Source organism: Alsobacter sp. P4_H11, assembly GCF_056400925.1.
In genome coordinates, this window is record NZ_JBFUKI010000010.1 from 180,803 (window position 1) to 199,584 (window position 18,782).

The window sequence follows — 18,782 nt, forward strand, 5'->3', positions numbered from 1 at the left end:
ATGAGTCACCTAGCCGAGATCCGGCCCAACTTTGACTATGAGCCGCCTGGCTCCCTAGCCAGCGAGGCTCGTTCTCCGCCGCTCTATCCCTTGCTCCCCATAGACAGTATCGAGCTTGGCGATGAGCCACCCTCACTGATCGACGGCCTTCTATGCTCAACAGGCTTAGGGGTTGTTTTCGGGCTGCCGAAGTCCGGAAAAAGCTTCCTGCTGTCGGATGCTCTCTTTCACGTGGCTATGGGCCGTTCGTGGGCAGGTCGGGACGTGTTGCAAGGTGCCGTGGCCTACGTCAGCTCTGAAGGCGTGCAGGGGCTCAAGCACCGCTTTGTTGCAATGCGTGAGCACTATGGGGTCACCGGCCAAGGCGTGCCGTTCGCCTTTATCCCTGCCATGCCCGCGCTGGGCACATCGGCGGAAGACATCGAGCGGCTCACATCGACGGTTCAGCACTGGCTGGACGCGACAGGCAATCCGCCTCTTCGCGCCATAGCAATCGACACCCTGGCCCGTGCAATGGCCGGCGCCGATGAAAACAGCTCGAAGGATATGGGCATCCTGACCGCGAACGCTGAGAAGCTGGCGGCCCATTTCGGCTGCATCGTCATCCTCGTGCACCACGCCGGGCGCTCGGCTGAGGGCCGTTCGCGCGGCTCAAACGCCCTGGATGGCTCGGCCGATGTGATGTGGCACGTCGAGAAAAAGGACGGCCAGAACCGCGCCACTATCGTCGCGATGAAGGATGGTGAAGACGGCATCGACTGGACATTTCGGCTGCAGCCTTTCGACTTTGCCGAGATGGGCGCAACAAGGGCGCAACAAGCGCCTCAGAGCACATGCACAGTCGAAATTGCGACCCTTCCAGCCCCCGCGCAACAAGCCGCAACGAAGGCAGGGAAGCGCCCCCTGCCGGCCAATCCGAAGAAGCTGCTAAGCGTCGTAACGCATGCGATTGGCCAAGCCGGAGAGCATGTGAAGGGCGACATGAACGTCCCCCCAGACGTTAAGGCCGTGAGCCGTGAAATGCTGAAAAGGTATGCTCGGATAATGGGTTACTTCGAGGATGGGAAAACGGATGCGGTAAATCGGGCCAACCTGAGCCGCGATTTGAAAAGACTCGACGTCGACGGCTACGCAGGCATCACCGAAGGCCATGTCTGGCTAATCCAGAGGGGGTCCTGATGGCCCCGCAACAAAGCGCAACAATCGCGCAACACGTTGCGCTTCGCTCGGGGAATCGGGTGCCGCAACACGTGCAACACCCCCCTATAAGGGGGGTTGCGATGTTGCGCCCATCCTGGCTGCCGCTGCGGCTGCAAACTGGAGATAAGAATGCAGGATGTTCAAGGCCGCCAGCCGACATCCACGGCTGATAATACAGCCGAGAAACAGCCAGGCGGGGCCGAGCTGGTACGGAGGGATGCGAGCACTGGAGTCCGCCCCGCGCTGCTACCCGAAACCGGATGGTTTTTACCAGCCCCCGGCCTGCGCCAGCGCACCGCGCGCCGCAGCTGGAGGAAGCGACCGTGAACCGCACCCGCCTCCCCGATCGCCGCAGCGCTGAGACATTCGAAGTGCAGCATAACGGGCAGCGCTTCGCGGCCAGCTTGGGCCGCTACGAAGACGGGGAGCCCGCCGAAATCTTCGTCACGGGGCCGAAGAGCGGCACAGACCTCCGCGAAACCCTCCACGACGCGAGCATCCTGCTGAGCCTCGCCCTGCAGCACGGCTGCGCAATCGAGACGATCGCCGCGGCGCTGTCGCGCGATGATGAGCGCCGGCCGGCGAGTGTGATCGGGGCCGTGGTCGACGCCATTGACGCTTAAACAAACGGCGGAAAACCAAGATCCCCCTGCTTTAGCAGGTGAAAGCAGGGAGCATGGTGGGACGCTCCCACCACTCAGACACGAGACGGCGAGAGCGCCTGCTTCACGCCTACATGGCTGATCGAGATGCCATGGGCCTCGACCTGCGCGGCGATCGCCCGGAGAGAAAGCCCAGCCGCCCTCGCCTCCCGCATTTCGCTAATGGCCTGCTGTTCAGCCGCGTGCTCGACCAAACCCCCGTCCTCAGACACCCGGTAGCCGAACGGGACGGAGCCGCCCAGGTACCGCCGGCGAGCGCGCTGATCGGCCTTCACCGTGGCGACACGCTCGCGAATGCGATCGCGCTCCGCCTCGGCCACGGCGCTGAGGATCGTGAAGACGAGCTTGGCAATCCCGTTGGCCGTCACGTCGCCGCCCAGGTCGATCATGTGCAGGTGCACGCCCCGGCGCTTCAGATCCTCCAGATTGGCAAGGGCGTCGCTGGCGCTGCGGAACATGCGATCCAGCTTGGCCGTAATGATCACGTCGCCGGTCTTGAGCGCCTTGAGCAAATCAGTGCCGGCGGGGCGCTCGCCGAGGGGTTTGGAGCCGGAAACGCCGCGCTCGACGAACACGCGCTCAACAGCCAGACCATGCATCATCGCGTAGCCGGTGATGGTCCGCTGCTGAACGTCCAGGCTCTCGCCCTCGTTGGCTTGGCGATCGGTGCTGACGCGGGTGTAAGCGTAAACGGCCATGGCGAACCCCTGTTAGGCTGTAAGCGTGCAATCACGTTCACACAGTCCCAACTCTGCTGTCCCCTTGCGGGACACCTGCGCTGATCATTCGGGAACGAACGGCTCTCACCAACCCTTGTCTCAATGGACGAGCCGGTTCGCCTCCGGGTGCCACAACCGGGTTTCACATGTCATCCCTGGAAAATGCCCGTATCCTCGTCGTTGAAGACGAGCCGCTGATCGCGCTCAGTCTCCAGTTCGAGCTTGAACTTGCAGGTGCAGTGGTCGTCGGCCCCGTGCCCAGCGTGAAGGATGCCCTGCCACTTGTTGAGGCAGCGGAATTCGATGCTGCGATCATGAATGTGAACCTGATCGACGGACCATCGTACCCGCTGGCAGAGGCGCTGCAGGAAGTCGGGAAGCCGTTCGTGTTTGTGACCGCCTTCGAGCATTCCATGCTGCCAGGCACGTTCGTTTCCGTGCCCCTTCTTTCAAAGCCGGTCACGACATCGATGCTGCTCAAGCGGCTCTCGGAAATCCTGGCGGCCAGCGAAGGCGCAAGTGCGCTGCCCAGGGACGGGCGACTCGACACCACGCCGCAATAAGCGCAACGGTACGCCCGCTGCCCGCTTAGCCGCACTCGCAGCGTCTCGGCCGATCGGCACACGATGGGCCCCGATCTTTCCGCGCCGGAAGATCACTCTCAAATGTTGGATCAATCTGGACCGCTCGTCCTCGTTGTTGAGGACGAGTTTCTGATCGCCGTGGGCTATGAAGAAGAGGTGCGCGCGGCCTTCATTCGCTTAGGCGGACCGTTCCCCAGCAGCAAGTTGGCGTTGGAGTGGCTGGAGGGGCACACGCCGGACATGGCGATCCTGAATGTGCTTCTGGCCGACCGAGATTTCATGCCCGTCGTAGAAACGCTCCGGCACCGCGGCATACCGTGGGTACTGGTTACCGGGATGCCGCGGGAGAGCATCTCCGCATCGTTCCAAGACGGAAGGTGGCTGTCCAAACCTTGCTCCTGGTTTCACCTTCACCAGCATCTCCAGGGCATGCGCGACGGCCTCCGGCCTACAGCGGAGGAAACGAAGGCAGCCGAGCGATCCCAGATGCGACTCGTCGCGCCTCGTCTTAGGTGAGATCCCCTGCCCTGCCCCGCCGCTGGCAGGGGGCCTTCCCCGAGCCAGAGGCGGGCGTGCCCGGCGCAGAACAAGCTGCCGGAAGATAATCAAGGCCATGCCAACGGAGTGCGCAATGGCCGTGACGGCGCGCCTTCTAGTGGAGACGGCGTGGTAGACGTCGGTCCAGATAGAGATCCACCGCAGTGTCCATGAACAGGTCCGCGTCGATCTCAGGGTGGATTGCAAGGAAGCGCGCGACTTCCTTGCTCATTATTTCAGTGCCGAGGTGTCCGAATTCCGCGACCAGCTTGGCCGCCAGATCCCAAACCCGGGTACGTTCGGCGTCCTGATCCATGAAGAGCCTGATCACTCCCGAGTTGAGCTGCCGGCACGTTGTTCATTGTGCGCCTTCAAGCGCCGTCGTCTCCGGGCTTCCTACGGCAGACCCCGCGCGTATGCCGTTCAATCTCTCCCAACGCGAGATCAAGCGACGAAAACGGACCACACCGGAGGCCCTGCATTGTTCCGATCGCCAGACCAGCCGGAAAAATCGTAAACTGCGTGGGCCTTATCTCGATGACCTCGCCCATCGCACGGCCTAGCAAATCGACAAGAGACCATGTCGAAGGCTCCTGGCCAACCAATTCGACGGTCACGTCCATGCTGCATCCAATGCTGTTGATGCGGTGACGCCTACGCTTTCTTGATGCCAACTCGACAAGAGGGACCAGAGAGCGCAACCGTACAGCTGCTGCCTGCACAGACGCACTCGCAGCTTCCAGGCTCATCGATACACGATGCGCCTCGATCTTTCCGCGCCGAAAGATCAACCCATGGTGAGTCATTCTGGGTCGCTCATCCTGATTGCGGAGGATGACTACCTCATCGCGCAGGACCTTCGAAGAATTCTGGAGACGGCTGGGATGCAGATCGGCGGACCGCTTGCCTCATCACAAGCCGCATTGAGTTGGCTGACCTGTAACAGCCCCCGAGCGGCTGTGATCAACGTGATGCTCCAGGAAAAACCCTGCGGTGACTTGGTGATCGAGCTTCGGCGGAGAGAGATCCCGTTTATCGTTGCGTCCGGCCTGCACGAAAGCCAGTTCGTGCTCAAGACGGGAGAGGCATGGCTCGGTAAGCCGTCCGATGCTGGGCTTCTCCTGTCGACCCTCTACGGCATGTTCGCTGGTGAAAACAGGACGGGTGACCTCGCGCAGTAGTCTGCCGGCAGAAAGCAGCGATGGCCGCGAAGTAGCTGGTTTTCCATGCGCGAGCCTACGAGCGGCCCTGAGCCTCTTTGAAAGCCGCTCTCAGCTTGTCCTGAGTGTAAGGCTTGAAGACAACGGGGCCGAATTTCAGGGCTTCTAGAACGCGGGGATCGCCTTGCGGATAGCCCGTCGTGAACACCACAATGATCTTGGGCTGCAAAGCGCGAACATCGCTCGCAAGCTCGATACCGCTTCTATCGGGAAGCGCGATGTCTACAAGCATCGCGTCAAATCTCTCGCCTTCCGAAACTGCCGAAAGCGCCTCTTCGGCATCCGAAACGTCGTAAGTCTGGTGGCCGAGTGCGCCGAGCATATCGCAGGCGTCGAGGGAAATTAGAGCTTCGTCTTCAACGCATAGAACGCGCACAAATCGCCCCTCATGATCGTATGTTCATCTCCCAGATGACGAAAAACCACAAGGTTGATATTACTCAATTGGCTTCAAGTACGCTTTCGTTCGTTTGAAGCCGCTTTGGGTAGCCATTTACATCCCGCGAAGGAGTGCGGCCACGCCGCCAAACGCTGCGATGATCGCTCTTCCCGGTCCGGCGAAAAACTCGATTCCGGCGAACTGAAAAGCCGGAGCTTGGCTGCAACGCCTCGGGTTAAGGTTTTCCTAACGGCTTCAGGTTCTCCTGTGCGTATCTTTACGGAGACCGCACGCCCTCTTTTCCCGGAGGACTCGATGACCAGCTTGAGCGAAAGCCCGGCCCTAGGACTGATCGCCCCGACGCAGCTCGTGACGCGCAACGGATTCAACGCAGCCGCAAATACGCCTGTGTTTCAGCGGATTGACGCCAGAACAGGGGAGGTGGTCCTGCAGCTGCCGGATCCCGTGAGAGTCGAGAGCATGGCGAGGCAGCGTGCGGCGCTCATCGATCGGCAGGTCTAGCGCACCAAGCTGATCTAGTCAGCTCGTTAGCTCGTATGGCCGGCTGACAAATAGCGGGCCTTCCATGCCGAGATACAAGCTGGGTGTCATCCTTGAGCAAGGGGTGTGCGAATACCTCTTCGAAACAGATGGATCCACATTCTTTGACGCCTGCCAACGTTACGCGGCCTCAAATCCGGAGTTTGCCCGGCACTTCGATGCAAGGGCGATGACCTTCAAACGTCGCCGTTTGGTGAGCCTGGACGCCTACTTCAAAATGAAGGAGTACGGCTATCCCAAGCTACATTGATCGCCGGACTGGGTCGCTATCATCCCGCTCATTCCGCTCCAGGATGCTGATCAGCATCAGGATTTCAGCCGGCAATGGCTCGTTGAGGACAGAACACCAATAAAGGCTGAGTTCCTCCTGGATGTGCGTGAGCTGGTTTTCATCTGCATAAGGTTCGATCTGCCGGAGCCGGTCTGCTCCGCCACCGCTTTGATACATTGTAGACCCCTGGACGCCTCAAGTGGGGTCAAAGCGTGACGAAGGGATTCGTTCTACGATGTACGTGTACAATTCCGCTGAAGTCCGAATGGGCGGTCGTGCGCAGTTGTCCCGACGGTGTTGGCCCGCATAGTGGAAAAATCCCGGCTCTTGCATCCATATTGGATGCGCTACCACCTCCACCAGACGATCGCCGGCCATCGTCTTCTAGACGCCCAGGGCTTTGAAGCCGCTTCAGAGGTCGAGGCAGTGACATACGCCACATCAGCCTATGCCGATCTTCAACGAGAGTTTGTGTCGTCGGTCGGCGTCGAGCTTGAAAGCGCAGACGGTCGCTCGATCATGATACTTGCTCGAGGCGAACCGCCCCGCGCGGTCCAGTCGTAGATAGGAAGGACCGCTCATGCTGGCGGGCACGCGCTGCTTCCTCGCCGTGACTGACGGCTATTCAAAACGGCCCTGCCAGGATGGGCTGTTCGCCTTCGACATGGTCGCTGCGCTTCAGATGGCAAAGGCATGCGTGGGCGAGGAGCAGCCTCAAGGGCTTGCTTGGTTTCTAGAGGCGCGGGACGAGCAGAACCGCGTTGTGCTGGCCGTTAAGCTCGGGAACAAAGTCCGGAACACCGCAGCCTGCGTAGTCGAAGTAGGGTTGGGGCGAGACACAAAAAAGGGCCCCGGTCGCCGCCGAGGCCCTTCTGAATATTACGAGGTCGACTGCTCTAATTCGGCGGCCCGTCCTCAGACCCGGCCTGCGTATGGCGTCCCATATTGCACCTCCGCGGTCAGCGTGACGTGAGAGCAACGGAAGCCATCATCGGAAGTTCCAACTGCCCGGGGAGCGACCGCCAGCGTCCCTTTCACGCGAACGGCCGCACCCTTCGGAGATGCCCCGGTATCATAGTGGGCCGAACATCGTTCAGCTCGCAAGGCTTGCCTTATTCCCGGTAACCGGAAGGCTTCTGCGGTCCAGCTTGAAGTCTGCTTTGGCGGATCCGAACAGCCGCACGCGCAGCTCGCATTGAATACCGTCAGGCAAATACTCCAGGATCACAGCGCCGCCCGTCCCTATAGCGGCCGCTCGATCCAGAAGTAGGCTTCCAAGTCCCCGCGGCCCGGGTACGCCAGATAGCGGCACGCCGGTCTCAGTCCAAACCAGCGCCAGCTCAATGGCAGCAGGATCGTCTGTGGGACTCGTGGTCCATTTAACCGCCAGTCGGCCGCCCTCCTGAGCGAAAGCCCCGTGCTGGCCGGCGTTATGCGCGAGTTCGTGGACAGCCAAGGCGAGCATCACTGCGGCTTGCGGCGTTGTCTCGACTGTTGGGCCCTCCAAGTCGACCGATGCGCCATGGTTGGGATAGCGAGCCAGCTCACGCAGGATGATCGCCCGGAAGTCGACCGCCCTCCAGCTGTTGTCGCTCAGGATGTCGTGGGCTGCCGCAATAGCGTGCAGGCGATCTTGTAATCTGCGGGTGCACTCGGCCACTGACGTGTAGGTACGGCCGCTCATGCCAACAATGGACAGGATCACCGCAAGAGTGTTTTTCACCCGGTGATTAAGCTCGGCGATCATCCCTTGCTGGGCGGCGTCGTGGGCGCTCAGCCGCGTCGAGGCGCTCGTCAAAGCGTCCGAAATCTCTGCGATTTCAGAGATCCGGGATTTCGGAGCCGGATCGGCATACGTTCCACCCCCAAGGGTCGCTGAGTAGGCACGTATCTGCTTCAGCGGGCTGAGCAGCCACCCTGCTGCAAACCAAGCAAGCGCTGCGCTGGCAAGCGCGACTACCGCCCCTGCGAATAAGATCGAGTACTGAAGCTGGCGTACGGGTGCATAGGCGGCGCTGGCCTCCTGGCGGGCCACCACGGTCCAGCCAAGCCCCTTGTAGTCGCGGTAGCCCTCAGTGCGCCTGAACGCGGTCAGATACTCTTCCCCATCGGGCCAGCGTACGGCTTGGAAGCGAGCGGTTGGCGGTCTAACGATCGGAAGGGGCTTGTTCTGGAACTCCGGCGGTCCGAGCAGGACCGTGCCGTCCTTTGCCAGGATCATAACCTCTACGCCAGGGTGTCTGACTTCCGCGACCTCTCGCAGGGTTTGTTCGATCTCGGCCGCCCAGGACCAAAACAGGTGAGCGCCGATGACGCCGACCAGTGAACCGTCTGGGCCTGTCACGGGTGAAACAATGTCAACGAAACGGGGCACGTCCAGCGGGCCTGTCGACAAGAGCTTCGCCAGCAGGAGGGCATCGTGAACGTCGCCGACAAAGGGACCTTTCCTGCCCTCTTGGTAGAATTCCCTCTTTGTCACATCCGCGCCGGTCATCTCAGGGACCGTGGCGGTTACGACCTTGCCTTCCGGGCTCATCAACGCAATTGCAGCGTATGCCGGGTAGGTCGATCTCAAGCGCTCCAGCACCTGGCGCTTGGCTTCGATCGGCGTCTCGGGATTACGCATCGTGTCTAGCGAGGCGGCGACCCTGATGTCGCGAAGTCGCTCGTAAATTCCTCGATCGAGGGCTCCGCTCATGTGGGCGGCAAGCTCGGCCATCCCGCCGCCGATCTCGTCACGGAGCCGGGTTGTGGTGGCTTGACTCACAACCGTTGCGAGGGTGGCCGTTGCAGCGAGGGCTACGAGAGCCACAGCACCGGCGAAGACGAGGCGGAAGGAGGGGCGCATAGGAACCTGAAGGACGGGACAGCATACCGAACGTATCGGAATCGGGCGTTCACGGAAACGGAAGCCCCCCACAACGCGGTAACCGGATCCGCAGGCTTATAGTTGCTGCGGCATCGTTTCCGCCTTGTCAGGCTGCTGGCCGCCCGCATTGATGACAGATCAGCCTTTCCAGTTCTTTGGCGTCCACAGGCTTCAGCAGCACTGGGCCATGGGGCTTCGCGTGCTTCAGGTTCTCAGGGAAGGCTGTGATGAAGATCACCGGCACGCCCTTGCGCCGCAGTCGCGCCATTTGGGCCAGCGAAATCCCATGCGCGGCGTTTTCGCCTAAATGGATGTCGGTAACCACGACGTCGATCGGGGAGTCCCCCTCTAGCGCAGCCAACGCTTCTTGGGCGTCATGAACCGCTGTGATCGCAAACCCTGAAGCCTCAAGTGAACGGGCAAGCGCATAGAGCAGATGCTCGTCATCCTCAACGAGAAGGACGTGTGTCATAGCTGCCCCTATCGGTGCCAAACTTAACCATAGCTCCGGCTATAAGAGCTTCTTGTGAGCAGCTACGGGTTGTTCCCCATACAGCCTATCATGATGATTGCTACGAAGGAAACCGGCGTTTCCGAAAGAGCGGTTGATGATTGGCAGTTTGTCGATCTTGGTTGTGAGTGGCTCTCCTGTCAGGGAGCAAATACTCGAAGCTCTTCACCACCTGGGCCACACGGACGTAGAGATCGTGGGCACCTACGCTGGCGCCTTGCATGCGTTCTTGAGGCGAGATTTCAGGCTGATAATCACAAACGAGGCAGTCGGCCAACAAACTGGCCTCGATCTGCTCGACGAAATCGCGGCTCGCTGGGATAGGACGCCAGGGATTATCGTCACCCAGGGCGAATTTGCGAGCACGCGCGAGCTAATGTTTTCCGATGTCGACTGGCTCGCCTACCCGCTAGAAGCGGAGGAGTTGCGGGCATCGATCGAGGCCCTGATCGCTGACTGACATCGCGTCAGCCACTAGAAATCCTGGCCGTCGACGGCTTCCTCGAACGGCACGCTTGCGAGAACCTGGTCACCGTCATCCAGCACATCGACGCGCCAGTGTCGCCGATCCTGATCGCGTTGGATGCCCTCGGCCCAAACCTCTGTCGCCCGAACACGCGCTTCGCGGGTCGCATCCTCTAGCGAAGCGAATTCAACGCCATCGGGATCTTCGAACGTACGAGAGTCAACGTAGCGAAAGAAATATAGGGCCATGCCGTTCCTCTTTGAGGAGGACCGGCCTCCTGAGACTTAGTCTGCTCGGTGCGGGTATAGCACGTTCACTTGCACCAAATTCCTGCTGGTCAGTGTGAACTGCTGCACACTGATCCGAAGTGCGAACATCCCGCCTTAGGGTACGTTGAGAGTGATAGGCTCGGAAATCATGGTCCCAACCAAGCGGGAGCGTATTAAGGCCAGTGAAGCGGCCCTTATTCTCGGTCTCCCACACCGAACTGTGCTGGGGTTTGCAGCGCAGGGACGGTTGCCAGGTGCCGCAAAGCTTGGGCGATCCTGGACCTTTGACGAAGCCAAGCTTCGAGCGTGGGTGAAGGGGCAAGAGGACCAAGTGCAAAGGCGCGCTCTTGCCTTGGACGCCGGGATGTCTGCCCAGGCTCGATACGACACCATCATGCGCCGTTCCCGAGAAGCCGGAGAGATAGCCGACAAAATGCGGGTGGAAGGCAAGAGCAGGACCGAGATCCGCAAGGCGATGAACCAGCACATGCAGCCGGACGGCCCCGGCCCGACCGATACTTTCCTTCGCGAAAAAAGCCGCGAGATCAGAGAGCAGATCAAGCGAGACAGATGGAAATGAAGTCGAGCGGCCGCATCCCCGACCGATAGGCGCAGTCCTTACAGACAATTCCTTTTCAGACACACTGCAACTAGGGTCCGTCGAAATCCCGAAAGCTCGAGTCGAGGCTCGGCGCCTGCAGGATCGCGCGAATGTCGTAGGCGCAGGTTGCGAGCATGGCGGCGATCGTGAGCGCCAAGCCAAAGACTGTAAGCCGCCGAACAAGCATGCTTTCTCTCAAGCTGGCCTCCTGCTTAGAGTGGTGTGGCGGAACGTTAGACCAAGATGGACCCTTGTCCCCCATGGATACTCAGCAGCCACTACCCCTGGAGAAGGTTCGTATCCTCGTCGTCGAAAACGAGGCTCTGATCGCGATCCAGCTGGAGTGCGAGCTGGAGGATGCGGGAGCCATCGTCGTTGGCCCGGTCCCACTCGTGTCCGAAGCATTAGCATTGATCGAGGAAGGGCAGTTCGACGCCGCGATCATGAACGTGAACCTGAACGACGGGCCATCTTACCCTGCAGCAGAGGCCCTGCGCGAAAAGGGAAAGCCCTTCATGTTCGTGACTGCCTTCGAGCACACCATGCTTCCGGGCGCGATGGCGTCGGTGCCAGTGCTCTCCAAGCCGCTGACGGCCGCGCAGCTGGTCAACAGTCTGGTGTCCTTGCTGGAACAGGCTGCGTCTGGTGCTCCAGGATTGGCCCTGATGCCCGGGCAGTCAGAGGCTAGTCTCTGACGCTCTCTGGGTTATGCGGGATCACGATGGGAACGCTGATTACGCCCTCCTCTTTGAGCGCCAACGCGAACCACATCTCGGCCATCTCGAGCAGGAGCATCCGATCCCGGTCATCAGTCGACGCTCTTGCGCGCTCCACGTACTGCGCCGCGCGCTCCCGGTATTTCTCTGCTTTGGCAGACGTACTCATACCCCTGCTCACGCTCCATGTAGTCGTTAGGCCCGGGTGTAGCTCGGACAACGCGCCTTGAGCCAGACCGCAGACACCCCCGATTTGTAAGACGAGTCCTTCCGCTTGCAAACGATGCCCTCGAGGCCCATCGCGCAGGCATGCCGAAACAGGTCCGGCCCGTGCTCGTCGTGGGCGTCCACGAAGGCGATGCCGTCGACCGGCGACGCCAACAGGTGCGCCAGCTCGGCGCGGCGCTCCACGAGCGGCCACGAGCGGAGATCCTGGCCATCGAGCTTCCCACTATGACGACAGGTGTTCAGGCACGCTGATCATTCAAACGAAGGATCATATTCAAGCACACCGCGAGGTTGCGACCCGTAGGCGTCCCAATCGGTCTGATCGACGTCGAAGTCGTCGCAGATGCTGATGGATAGATCGCTCTCATCCGAGTGATAGGAAACACAGCCAAAGCCGAGTGAAGGCGCATTTGCGGTCTCGGCTGCATTCGCTACTATCGTCAGCACTAGGGCTGACACAAAAAAAGCTGTCACGTGTAAGGCTTTCATGGCTTACCTCATCGAGCTTTTAGCATCTCCAGTTTGTGGCCAGCGCGAGGTTTGTTCATTGGCGAGACTGAGTAGACAGCGATCGCCATCAACACTGTGATGAGGACGCCGCACGCCAACTTGATCGTCGGATTGAACTTACTGTGCTCGACCATTTTAGTCCCGGAGTGCTGGGGTCAGGGACAGTTGTTTAGGGTTTCACACGGCCAAGGCATGGAGGCTGGCGCTGCAGCGTTCCTTTGCGAAATGACCGGAAGATCAGAGACATCTTCGACCTGAGCACCCAGTGATGGGTGGAAGCCGGTCCAAAGAACGACTCCGGCAAGCACCAAGAGCGAAGCAAAAAGAAAGATGCGAGTTCTGTCCTTGGTTTTGCGGATCAGAGAACCGTTCAAGGACGATTTCTGCACAGCGAATAGCGCGCGCATCAACACTCTCCACGGATGGATTGGCCTGTCTGAGCACCCACTCGGACTATTAAAAAGAAAACGTACGGATGCTTGCACTATTCAATACATAGGTCTTGGCCAAACCAGTGTGACGTACCGCACACTGTCTTCCACAGCGCAAGAGTAGTCACCGTGATCTACGCCAATCTACTAATGGCATATTTTTGGCAATCTATTAGGCAGATTGCTCAATGAATGCACATTCGGATCTGCTGAGCGGGGGTAGCATCACGCGCATGCCGGAGATCTCACTGAAGTCAGGGTAATAGGTCATTTCGGATCGCCCGAATTGGCCGCGGCACCACGGCCTCGCCATCGAGCACGCAAGAGCCACAAGGAAGGCTCAGGAGGCCCGCCGCTATGCGCGGCAGCCGAGCGGTTCAGACAAGGCCGTTGCGGCTGTAGAGGCGGGCGCGCCATCCTATCGGCGAGTGTCAACAGCTCATATGCGATGCGCCCCGCGGCATCCGGCTCTAGGCCGTGTTGACGAAGTGCTAAAACCAAAGGCGAATGGCAGCGGACCGACAAGGAAATGGGAAGCTTTCCATGACGAATGCTTCGAACGCCTTACCGCAGCACCACGACGGTGCCTTCCTGACCGATGGCGGGCTTGAGACCACCCTCGTCTTCCTGGAGGGTATGGATCTTCCCTCATTTGCAGCTTTCCCACTCGTTCTGAGCGAAGCCGGACGAGAGACGCTAACGCGCTACTTCGCGCCCTACCTCGCCGAGGCGGAGCGGAGGGGCGTCGGTTTTATCCTCGATACGCCTACGTGGCGTGCCAATCCGGATTGGGGTGAGAAGCTTGGATTCGGGCTGGAGGACCTACTCGATGCTAATCGCCGGGCGGTTGCTTTCGCCGCGGAGCTGCGAAAGAAGGTCGGCAACCCTCAGAATCCGATTGTCCTCAACGGCGTGATCGGGCCGAGAGGGGACGGTTACATCGTCGGCTCGACCATGACTGCGGACGAGGCTGCACGATACCACCGCCCACAAATTGAGGCGCTTCGGGACGGAGGGGCTGACATGGTGAGCGCGATCACCATGAACTACGGTGAAGAGGCACTCGGCATCGCGCTCGCCGCAAAGGCCTGCGGCATGCCCGTCGCAATCTCATTCACAGTTGAAATCGATGGGCGACTGCCGTCTGGGCAGGACTTGAAGGCTGCCGTCGAGGAGGCCGATGCAGCAACGGGCAATTCGCCCGCGTATTACATGATCAACTGCGCTCATCCGGATCACTTCCGGGGAGCGCTAGCGTCCGGCGAGCCTTGGCTGAACCGCATATTGGGGATCAGGGCAAATGCATCTCGGAAAAGCCATGCCGAACTTGACGCCTCGACTGAACTCGACATCGGCGACCCGACCGAACTGGGTAGGCAGTATCGAGACTTGCGCTCAAGTTTGCCAAATCTTCGCGTTTTCGGCGGCTGCTGTGGCACTGATCATCGGCACATTGTCGCCATTTGCGACGCGTGCTTCTGAACCGCGCCGACGCTGACCCGCCAGCACTGCCTGGCATTAATCTGCGATGAACAGCCCGGCCATTCAGCGTTCAGGCCGCAGATGTAGGGTGCGCCCTTGTTAGGAGGGTCCCATGGCTACATTCAAAATAGGACTGGTTTCGCGAGATTTCCTCTACGGCGATGGGGTCGTTGAATTCGTTGCCGAGGTGGAGGGACTGACTTTTTACGATGCCTGCCAGACGCACGCGACCGCGGACGCGTCTTTCTGTAGAGCTTTAGTTCAAGCTCGATGACTTGCCGTGGGCAAAGGCTGGCAAACCGGCGACGGCCGTGATCAAGGCTTCTGACGTTCTCGTGGCCGTAGACTGACGCAGGAGGCGCGAACCATGCTGAGGACTGCACTCACCGCCGGCTTTCTCGTTCTCGCCTCAACCTTGTCCCAGGCCGCCGAGTTTGGCTGTGGAGCCTTCAAGCAGGACGTTTCAGCGGCCCGAGCGCTTCTGGGTCAGGAAGGCCAGCAGACCGAGCGCGGCCAGGAGGTCAAGCTACTGTCCCCAGCGGCGCTCGAACTGGATCTGACGTCTCTGGACGCTGTCACTCCGCCGTTACGGCCCGATCGGCTGCCAAGTGGCGGGGAACACGTTGTTGGTTGGGTGACGCTCACGGATGTTGCGCCAGGCCATGTGCAAGTGGCCCTCTCTGCAGAAGGCTGGATTGACCTCATTGAAGATGGTCGGGCTTTGAAGGCTGCCGACTTCACGGGGGCGAAGGACTGTCCCGGGATCCGCAAGGTGGTCTCGTTCACAGTCAGGCAGTCGAAGGTCACCGTTCAGGTGACTGCGCAGCGCGTTCAGCATCTTAGGGTCGCCGTTCGTCAGCCTTAGCCTCGCCAGGCCGAAAGCGCCGCGGTAATTTGCCCTTTTAGGAATTGCTGGAAGAGGAACAAGGTGGCATCCCGCCCAACAAAAAAAGCCCCGCAGCGGGGGGCGTGCTGCGGGGCTGGCCGATACATGGATAATCAATCCAAACTTGGCCTAACAACGAGATCGGCCGGCTTGGGTTCCACCACTGCCGGTGCGCCTGAGATGAAAATCAAACGCCTTCCACGATGCGAATGTCTCGCACGGCTCCATCTCCGAGTTGCGCCAACGCAGCCTGGTAGTCAGCGCTGTCGTGTGCGGCTTGAGCCTGAGCAACAGAGTCAAACTCGATCACAACCGTGCGCTCGGTCTGGCCAGCCTCGTAGACAGCAGCGGGGAGGCCTCGAACCAAGATCCTGCCGCCAGCAGCGACAATGGCTGGCCCGCTCAGCTTCGCGTAGGCCGCCAGAGCATCTGGATTGCTGACCGAGCGATAAGTTGCCACCCAGTACGCCTTCGCCATGTCCCAGCCCCTTCGATGCGATCTGCCAATCACGGCATAGCTGACCCGGCATGTCATCCTACAAAAAGGCCCCGCAGCGGGGGCTTGCTGCGGGGCCTCGTTGAGGGCTGAAACTGTGATCAATCGTGCTGATCCGATAACACGCCAGCGCTGCCTAGAGTTCCGGCCAGTACCCTCCCCACAGTGGGCAGTGGCCTATTGGACGCCGAGGGTTGTCGAGGAAGTCCGCCACCGTGGCGGCCACCGCTCTGCGCAGAAACGGGCGGAGACTCCGCAGGGCAGCAAGCCCCTCAAGGCCAGCCCCTTTCTCGACGGTCTCCTCGCCGCCGGCCTGAAGAACGATCTTGTACAACGTGAGGGCTGCCCCGGTTGTAGTCGGCATGCAGCTCGAGCAGCTTTGTTCGGTGATGATTAGGGCCGCCAAGATTTTGGGTTGCTCCGCCCTTCAAGACCGTCCGAGCGCGTCGAGCATTGCAAAGCCAATCACAACAGCCGCGCCTGTGAATAACCGGGCTAAGTCCCGATTACATCGCGGTATGCGTTATAATTATTTATCGAGATGGCTTCGGCAGCCATAGCCGGTCGGTGAACCTAATTCCGTGTGGAGAGCCAAGGATCATGGATGAGCAACAACTGCTCACTTTGCCCGAAGCTTGCAATTCGCTGTTGCGCGACCTTGTGAAGCCCGCCACCTTACGCGCTGCTGCAGCTCGCGGCGAATTGACCCTCGAACGTTTAGGCCGGCGCGATTTTGTGACCCCGGCTGCCATTAATGAATGGAGGTCGCGGTGCCGCGTGTCTCGAAGCCGCCACGACTCTGGCTCCGCCCGGCGCGAGGCGTCCGACACGCCACATGGCTCGTCCTTGATGGCTCCCAGCAGTTCGCCACTGGATGCAGCGAGAGCGATCGTGAGGGCGCTGAAAGACAACTCGGTCTCTACATCGCGCGTAAGCACAAGCCGAAAGGCCCGCGCCATCCGGATCGCGTCCCGGTAGCCGACGTTCTGCGCCTCTACTTGATCGACAAGGCCCCGCAGACGGCCAGGCCCAAGGAGACGGTGTCGCGAATCTCGGAGCTTCTGGAGCACTTCGGCGAGCGCACGCTATCGGCCGTCACAGGGTCGGAATGCCGGGCCTATGCGTCCAAGCGCAAGCCCAGCGCAGCTCGCCGCCAGCTTGAGGATCTGCGGGCCGCGATCAAGCACTACCACAACGAAGGTTTTCTCGAGAGTTGCCCAGCCGTCGTTCTGCCCGAGCGCGGCCAGTCTCGCGAGCGATGGTTGACCCGTAAGGAAGCAGCCAAGTTATTGTTCACGGCATGGCGTGCGCAGGAGAAGCAGCGCGGCGAGCGCACCCGGAAATGGACGCGCCGGCACGTCGCCCGGTTCATCCTTGTGGCGCTCTACACCGGCACGCGAGCTGGTGCGGTGTGCGCTGCCTCGTGGTCGCAGTTCGACCTGGACGCAGGCGTGTTTCATCGGCGCCCTGAAGGCGAGCGCGAGACGAAGAAGCGCCGGCCGCCCGTGAAGCTATCGCCCCGCCTGCTGGTCCACCTGCGGAGGTGGAAGAGGCTTGGCGGAAAGCACCCGGTCGAGTGGCAAGGTGAGCCCGTTAAGCGCGTCACCAAGGCATTCGAGAACACAGCGACGGACGCCAAACTGAAGAGCGTGACGCCGCACGTGCTGCGCCATACCGCGGCGACGTGGCTGATGCAGGCCGGCGTGGATCTAGGGGAGGCTGCGCAGTTTTTGGGGATGACGACGCAGGTGCTGGAGAACACTTACTGGCATCATCATCCGGACTTCCAATCGAACGCTGCGCACGCGATCGGGACAAAAAGTGGACGGGCCAAAACTGGGCCAACGAATAAGCCGGATCGAGCCGAATCTATCAGGAACGTTTCATGAAGTTTCGTGGTGTAAGTGCTTGGAAATGCTCAATTCAGGTTCTAGAAACACACGTTCGGGACGAGGGGGTCGTAGGTTCGAATCCTATCGCTCCGACCATTTTCCCTTTCACGAAAAGGGCCGCTCGCTTGGGCGGCCCTTTTCGTTGGGGCCTAGCCAATCCCTTGTTGCGGGCGGATACTCCCCTGGCGCCCCGGGGCAACTTCCGGCGGCCGCGGTCGGGAGGTCGCCATGGCGGAAGCCGACAAAGCGTTCACGGGCTCCATTCCGGAACTCTACGACAGGCATCTCGTCCCGCTCATCTTCGACGTCTATGCGCGCGACATGGCGCGGCGGGTGAAAGCGCTCGCGCCGTCGCGCGTGATCGAGACGGCGTGCGGCACCGGCGTCGTCACGCGCGCGATCGCGGCGGCCATCGACGGCCCTGTGCGGATCGTCGCGACGGACCTTAACCCCGCCATGCTGGACGTCGCGCGGGCCAGTCTGGGCGGCGACGCCCGGATCGAATGGCGCGAGGCCGACGCGCTGGCGTTGCCGTTCGAGGACGCGAGCTTCGATGTCGTGGTCTGCCAGTTCGGCGCGATGTTCTTTCCCGACAAGGTGCAGGGGTTTGCGGAAGCGCGGCGGGTGCTCGCGCCCGCCGGGGCGTTTCTGTTCAGCGTCTGGGATCGGATCGCCGAGAACGAATTCGCCGACGTCGTGACGGCCGCGATGGCGGAGCTCTTCCCGGTGAACAGCCCGAACTTCCTCGCCCGGACGCCGCACGGCCACCACGACTTGGACGTTATCGAAGGCGCCCTGCGCGACGCCGGCTTCCGCGACGTGGAGATCGACGTCGTGAAAGCGGTAAGCCGTTCGGCCTCCGCGCAGGAGCCCGCGCTCGCCTATTGCCAGGGCACCCCCCTGCGCAACGAGATCCTCGCCCTGGATCCCTCCGGCCTGGAACGCGCCACCCGGCACGCCGCCGAGGCCCTGCGCCGGCGTTTCGGCGACGGGCCGATCGAGGGCAAGATCCAGGCGCTCGTCGTGCGAGCCGCTAAGGCGACGACTGCGGGATCGCCAGCATAACGACAACAATCGACGACTCGGCGGCGGCTGAGCACAAGCCCTCTCGCGCGGTGTTTTGGAACCAAGTGAGGATGCGAGCAATCGTCAACCGAGCGCCGCCCGTCGGGCTTGTCGGCAGGATACTTCAGGTTGTGAAAGAGAATCTGATTTACGGAAAATTGCACGTCATTTCATATGCTTAGTTCTCGTCGTTAACGCGAAATTAGCCATCCGCCGGGATGATGCTC

The 18,782-nt window shown here is 60.8% G+C and carries 23 protein-coding genes and 1 pseudogene; 15 read left to right on the forward strand and 9 right to left on the reverse strand.

The features are described from left to right. Together AC1DSZ_RS18405 and AC1DSZ_RS18410 are read left to right on the forward strand one after the other, a co-directional pair. A complete protein-coding gene (locus AC1DSZ_RS18405) occupies positions 1-1,179 on the forward strand; it encodes an AAA family ATPase (RefSeq protein ID WP_476839800.1) in 1,179 nt (392 codons plus the stop codon). 344 nt (positions 1,180-1,523) lie between these two features. Continuing rightward, on the forward strand, positions 1,524-1,823 hold the full coding sequence (locus AC1DSZ_RS18410; RefSeq protein ID WP_476839801.1) for a TSCPD domain-containing protein: 300 nt from the start codon (positions 1,524-1,526) through the stop codon (positions 1,821-1,823). 74 nt (positions 1,824-1,897) lie between these two features. Here AC1DSZ_RS18410 and AC1DSZ_RS18415 read toward each other — a convergent pair whose 3' ends face one another. After that, a complete protein-coding gene (locus AC1DSZ_RS18415) occupies positions 1,898-2,560 on the reverse strand; it encodes a recombinase family protein (protein WP_476839802.1) in 663 nt (220 codons plus the stop codon). Positions 2,561-2,727: 167 nt separating this feature from the next. On the opposite strand from AC1DSZ_RS18415, the gene AC1DSZ_RS18420 reads away from it, so the two are divergent. Next, complete coding sequence (locus AC1DSZ_RS18420; protein ID WP_476839803.1) at positions 2,728-3,144, forward strand: response regulator; 417 nt, start codon at positions 2,728-2,730, stop codon at positions 3,142-3,144. Between the two features lie 63 nt (positions 3,145-3,207). Beyond that, positions 3,208-3,681 (forward strand): response regulator, encoded by a 474-nt coding sequence (locus AC1DSZ_RS18425; RefSeq protein WP_476839804.1) that lies wholly within the window; start codon positions 3,208-3,210, stop codon positions 3,679-3,681. Between the two features lie 136 nt (positions 3,682-3,817). On the opposite strand, the gene AC1DSZ_RS18430 is transcribed toward AC1DSZ_RS18425, so the two are convergent. Continuing rightward, on the reverse strand, positions 3,818-4,018 hold the full coding sequence (locus AC1DSZ_RS18430) for a hypothetical protein (protein WP_476839805.1): 201 nt from the start codon (positions 4,016-4,018) through the stop codon (positions 3,818-3,820). 442 nt (positions 4,019-4,460) lie between these two features. On the opposite strand from AC1DSZ_RS18430, the gene AC1DSZ_RS18435 reads away from it, so the two are divergent. Continuing rightward, the gene (locus tag AC1DSZ_RS18435; RefSeq protein WP_476839806.1) at positions 4,461-4,883 is read left to right on the forward strand and encodes a response regulator; all 423 of its coding nucleotides are present in this window, start codon (positions 4,461-4,463) and stop codon (positions 4,881-4,883) included. A gap of 55 nt (positions 4,884-4,938) precedes the next feature. Here the strand turns inward: AC1DSZ_RS18435 and AC1DSZ_RS18440 are convergent, their stop codons facing one another. Continuing rightward, positions 4,939-5,298 (reverse strand): response regulator, encoded by a 360-nt coding sequence (locus AC1DSZ_RS18440; protein WP_476839807.1) that lies wholly within the window; start codon positions 5,296-5,298, stop codon positions 4,939-4,941. A 318-nt stretch (positions 5,299-5,616) separates the two neighbouring features. On the opposite strand from AC1DSZ_RS18440, the gene AC1DSZ_RS18445 reads away from it, so the two are divergent. Both AC1DSZ_RS18445 and AC1DSZ_RS18450 read left to right on the forward strand, forming a co-directional pair. Continuing rightward, a complete protein-coding gene (locus AC1DSZ_RS18445) occupies positions 5,617-5,823 on the forward strand; it encodes a hypothetical protein (RefSeq protein ID WP_476839808.1) in 207 nt (68 codons plus the stop codon). Between the two features lie 64 nt (positions 5,824-5,887). Next, positions 5,888-6,112, forward strand: a complete 225-nt coding sequence (locus AC1DSZ_RS18450) for a hypothetical protein (protein WP_476839809.1) — start codon at positions 5,888-5,890, stop codon at positions 6,110-6,112. A 1,114-nt stretch (positions 6,113-7,226) separates the two neighbouring features. Here the strand turns inward: AC1DSZ_RS18450 and AC1DSZ_RS18455 are convergent. Further along, positions 7,227-8,852 (reverse strand): HWE histidine kinase domain-containing protein, encoded by a 1,626-nt coding sequence (locus AC1DSZ_RS18455; RefSeq protein WP_476839810.1) that lies wholly within the window; start codon positions 8,850-8,852, stop codon positions 7,227-7,229. Positions 8,853-9,108: 256 nt separating this feature from the next. Next, on the reverse strand, positions 9,109-9,474 hold the full coding sequence (locus tag AC1DSZ_RS18460; protein WP_476839811.1) for a response regulator: 366 nt from the start codon (positions 9,472-9,474) through the stop codon (positions 9,109-9,111). Between the two features lie 136 nt (positions 9,475-9,610). On the opposite strand from AC1DSZ_RS18460, the gene AC1DSZ_RS18465 reads away from it, so the two are divergent. Further along, complete coding sequence (locus AC1DSZ_RS18465) at positions 9,611-9,973, forward strand: hypothetical protein (RefSeq protein ID WP_476839812.1); 363 nt, start codon at positions 9,611-9,613, stop codon at positions 9,971-9,973. A gap of 14 nt (positions 9,974-9,987) precedes the next feature. Here AC1DSZ_RS18465 and AC1DSZ_RS18470 read toward each other — a convergent pair whose 3' ends face one another. Then, on the reverse strand, positions 9,988-10,227 hold the full coding sequence (locus tag AC1DSZ_RS18470; protein WP_476839813.1) for a DUF6894 family protein: 240 nt from the start codon (positions 10,225-10,227) through the stop codon (positions 9,988-9,990). 169 nt (positions 10,228-10,396) lie between these two features. On the opposite strand from AC1DSZ_RS18470, the pseudogene AC1DSZ_RS18475 reads away from it, so the two are divergent. The 3 genes and pseudogenes from AC1DSZ_RS18475 to AC1DSZ_RS18485 all read left to right on the forward strand — a co-directional run. Then, positions 10,397-10,558 (forward strand): annotated as a pseudogene (locus tag AC1DSZ_RS18475) (helix-turn-helix domain-containing protein); the annotation flags it as partial. Between the two features lie 54 nt (positions 10,559-10,612). After that, a complete protein-coding gene (locus AC1DSZ_RS18480; RefSeq protein WP_476839851.1) occupies positions 10,613-10,828 on the forward strand; it encodes a hypothetical protein in 216 nt (71 codons plus the stop codon). Between the two features lie 281 nt (positions 10,829-11,109). Beyond that, positions 11,110-11,544, forward strand: coding sequence for a response regulator (locus AC1DSZ_RS18485; RefSeq protein ID WP_476839814.1), 435 nt, complete (start codon positions 11,110-11,112; stop codon positions 11,542-11,544). A 216-nt stretch (positions 11,545-11,760) separates the two neighbouring features. Here AC1DSZ_RS18485 and AC1DSZ_RS18490 read toward each other — a convergent pair whose 3' ends face one another. Together AC1DSZ_RS18490 and AC1DSZ_RS18495 are read right to left on the reverse strand one after the other, a co-directional pair. After that, on the reverse strand, positions 11,761-12,036 hold the full coding sequence (locus AC1DSZ_RS18490; protein WP_476839848.1) for an ATP-dependent DNA ligase: 276 nt from the start codon (positions 12,034-12,036) through the stop codon (positions 11,761-11,763). A gap of 9 nt (positions 12,037-12,045) precedes the next feature. Further along, positions 12,046-12,282: a hypothetical protein gene (locus tag AC1DSZ_RS18495; protein WP_476839815.1), complete on the reverse strand. Its 237-nt coding sequence runs from the start codon at positions 12,280-12,282 to the stop codon at positions 12,046-12,048. A 995-nt stretch (positions 12,283-13,277) separates the two neighbouring features. On the opposite strand from AC1DSZ_RS18495, the gene AC1DSZ_RS18500 reads away from it, so the two are divergent. Together AC1DSZ_RS18500 and AC1DSZ_RS18505 are read left to right on the forward strand one after the other, a co-directional pair. Next, on the forward strand, positions 13,278-14,216 hold the full coding sequence (locus tag AC1DSZ_RS18500) for a homocysteine S-methyltransferase family protein (RefSeq protein ID WP_476839816.1): 939 nt from the start codon (positions 13,278-13,280) through the stop codon (positions 14,214-14,216). A gap of 367 nt (positions 14,217-14,583) precedes the next feature. After that, positions 14,584-15,081, forward strand: a complete 498-nt coding sequence (locus AC1DSZ_RS18505) for a hypothetical protein (RefSeq protein ID WP_476839817.1) — start codon at positions 14,584-14,586, stop codon at positions 15,079-15,081. 208 nt (positions 15,082-15,289) lie between these two features. Here AC1DSZ_RS18505 and AC1DSZ_RS18510 read toward each other — a convergent pair whose 3' ends face one another. After that, the gene (locus AC1DSZ_RS18510) at positions 15,290-15,580 is read right to left on the reverse strand and encodes a DUF1330 domain-containing protein (RefSeq protein ID WP_476839818.1); all 291 of its coding nucleotides are present in this window, start codon (positions 15,578-15,580) and stop codon (positions 15,290-15,292) included. 1,016 nt (positions 15,581-16,596) lie between these two features. Between AC1DSZ_RS18510 and AC1DSZ_RS18515 the strand changes: the two genes are divergently transcribed. Then, positions 16,597-17,487, forward strand: coding sequence for a tyrosine-type recombinase/integrase (locus tag AC1DSZ_RS18515; RefSeq protein ID WP_476839819.1), 891 nt, complete (start codon positions 16,597-16,599; stop codon positions 17,485-17,487). A gap of 231 nt (positions 17,488-17,718) precedes the next feature. Next, positions 17,719-18,555: a class I SAM-dependent methyltransferase gene (locus AC1DSZ_RS18520; protein WP_476839820.1), complete on the forward strand. Its 837-nt coding sequence runs from the start codon at positions 17,719-17,721 to the stop codon at positions 18,553-18,555. Positions 18,556-18,782: the final 227 nt, after the last annotated feature.

Coding starts and splice junctions, on each gene's coding strand:
- AC1DSZ_RS18405 (WP_476839800.1), top strand. CDS start 1: ATGAGTCACCTAGCCGAGATCCGGCCCAACTTTGACTATGAGCCGCCT.
- AC1DSZ_RS18415 (WP_476839802.1), bottom strand. CDS start 2,560: ATGGCCGTTTACGCTTACACCCGCGTCAGCACCGATCGCCAAGCCAAC.
- AC1DSZ_RS18420 (WP_476839803.1), top strand. CDS start 2,728: ATGTCATCCCTGGAAAATGCCCGTATCCTCGTCGTTGAAGACGAGCCG.
- AC1DSZ_RS18425 (WP_476839804.1), top strand. CDS start 3,208: ATGGGCCCCGATCTTTCCGCGCCGGAAGATCACTCTCAAATGTTGGAT.
- AC1DSZ_RS18430 (WP_476839805.1), bottom strand. CDS start 4,018: ATGGATCAGGACGCCGAACGTACCCGGGTTTGGGATCTGGCGGCCAAG.
- AC1DSZ_RS18435 (WP_476839806.1), top strand. CDS start 4,461: ATGCGCCTCGATCTTTCCGCGCCGAAAGATCAACCCATGGTGAGTCAT.
- AC1DSZ_RS18445 (WP_476839808.1), top strand. CDS start 5,617: ATGACCAGCTTGAGCGAAAGCCCGGCCCTAGGACTGATCGCCCCGACG.
- AC1DSZ_RS18450 (WP_476839809.1), top strand. CDS start 5,888: ATGCCGAGATACAAGCTGGGTGTCATCCTTGAGCAAGGGGTGTGCGAA.
- AC1DSZ_RS18455 (WP_476839810.1), bottom strand. CDS start 8,852: ATGGCCGAGCTTGCCGCCCACATGAGCGGAGCCCTCGATCGAGGAATT.
- AC1DSZ_RS18460 (WP_476839811.1), bottom strand. CDS start 9,474: ATGACACACGTCCTTCTCGTTGAGGATGACGAGCATCTGCTCTATGCG.
- AC1DSZ_RS18465 (WP_476839812.1), top strand. CDS start 9,611: ATGATTGGCAGTTTGTCGATCTTGGTTGTGAGTGGCTCTCCTGTCAGG.
- AC1DSZ_RS18470 (WP_476839813.1), bottom strand. CDS start 10,227: ATGGCCCTATATTTCTTTCGCTACGTTGACTCTCGTACGTTCGAAGAT.
- AC1DSZ_RS18480 (WP_476839851.1), top strand. CDS start 10,613: ATGTCTGCCCAGGCTCGATACGACACCATCATGCGCCGTTCCCGAGAA.
- AC1DSZ_RS18485 (WP_476839814.1), top strand. CDS start 11,110: ATGGATACTCAGCAGCCACTACCCCTGGAGAAGGTTCGTATCCTCGTC.
- AC1DSZ_RS18495 (WP_476839815.1), bottom strand. CDS start 12,282: ATGAAAGCCTTACACGTGACAGCTTTTTTTGTGTCAGCCCTAGTGCTG.
- AC1DSZ_RS18500 (WP_476839816.1), top strand. CDS start 13,278: ATGACGAATGCTTCGAACGCCTTACCGCAGCACCACGACGGTGCCTTC.
- AC1DSZ_RS18505 (WP_476839817.1), top strand. CDS start 14,584: ATGCTGAGGACTGCACTCACCGCCGGCTTTCTCGTTCTCGCCTCAACC.
- AC1DSZ_RS18510 (WP_476839818.1), bottom strand. CDS start 15,580: ATGGCGAAGGCGTACTGGGTGGCAACTTATCGCTCGGTCAGCAATCCA.
- AC1DSZ_RS18520 (WP_476839820.1), top strand. CDS start 17,719: ATGGCGGAAGCCGACAAAGCGTTCACGGGCTCCATTCCGGAACTCTAC.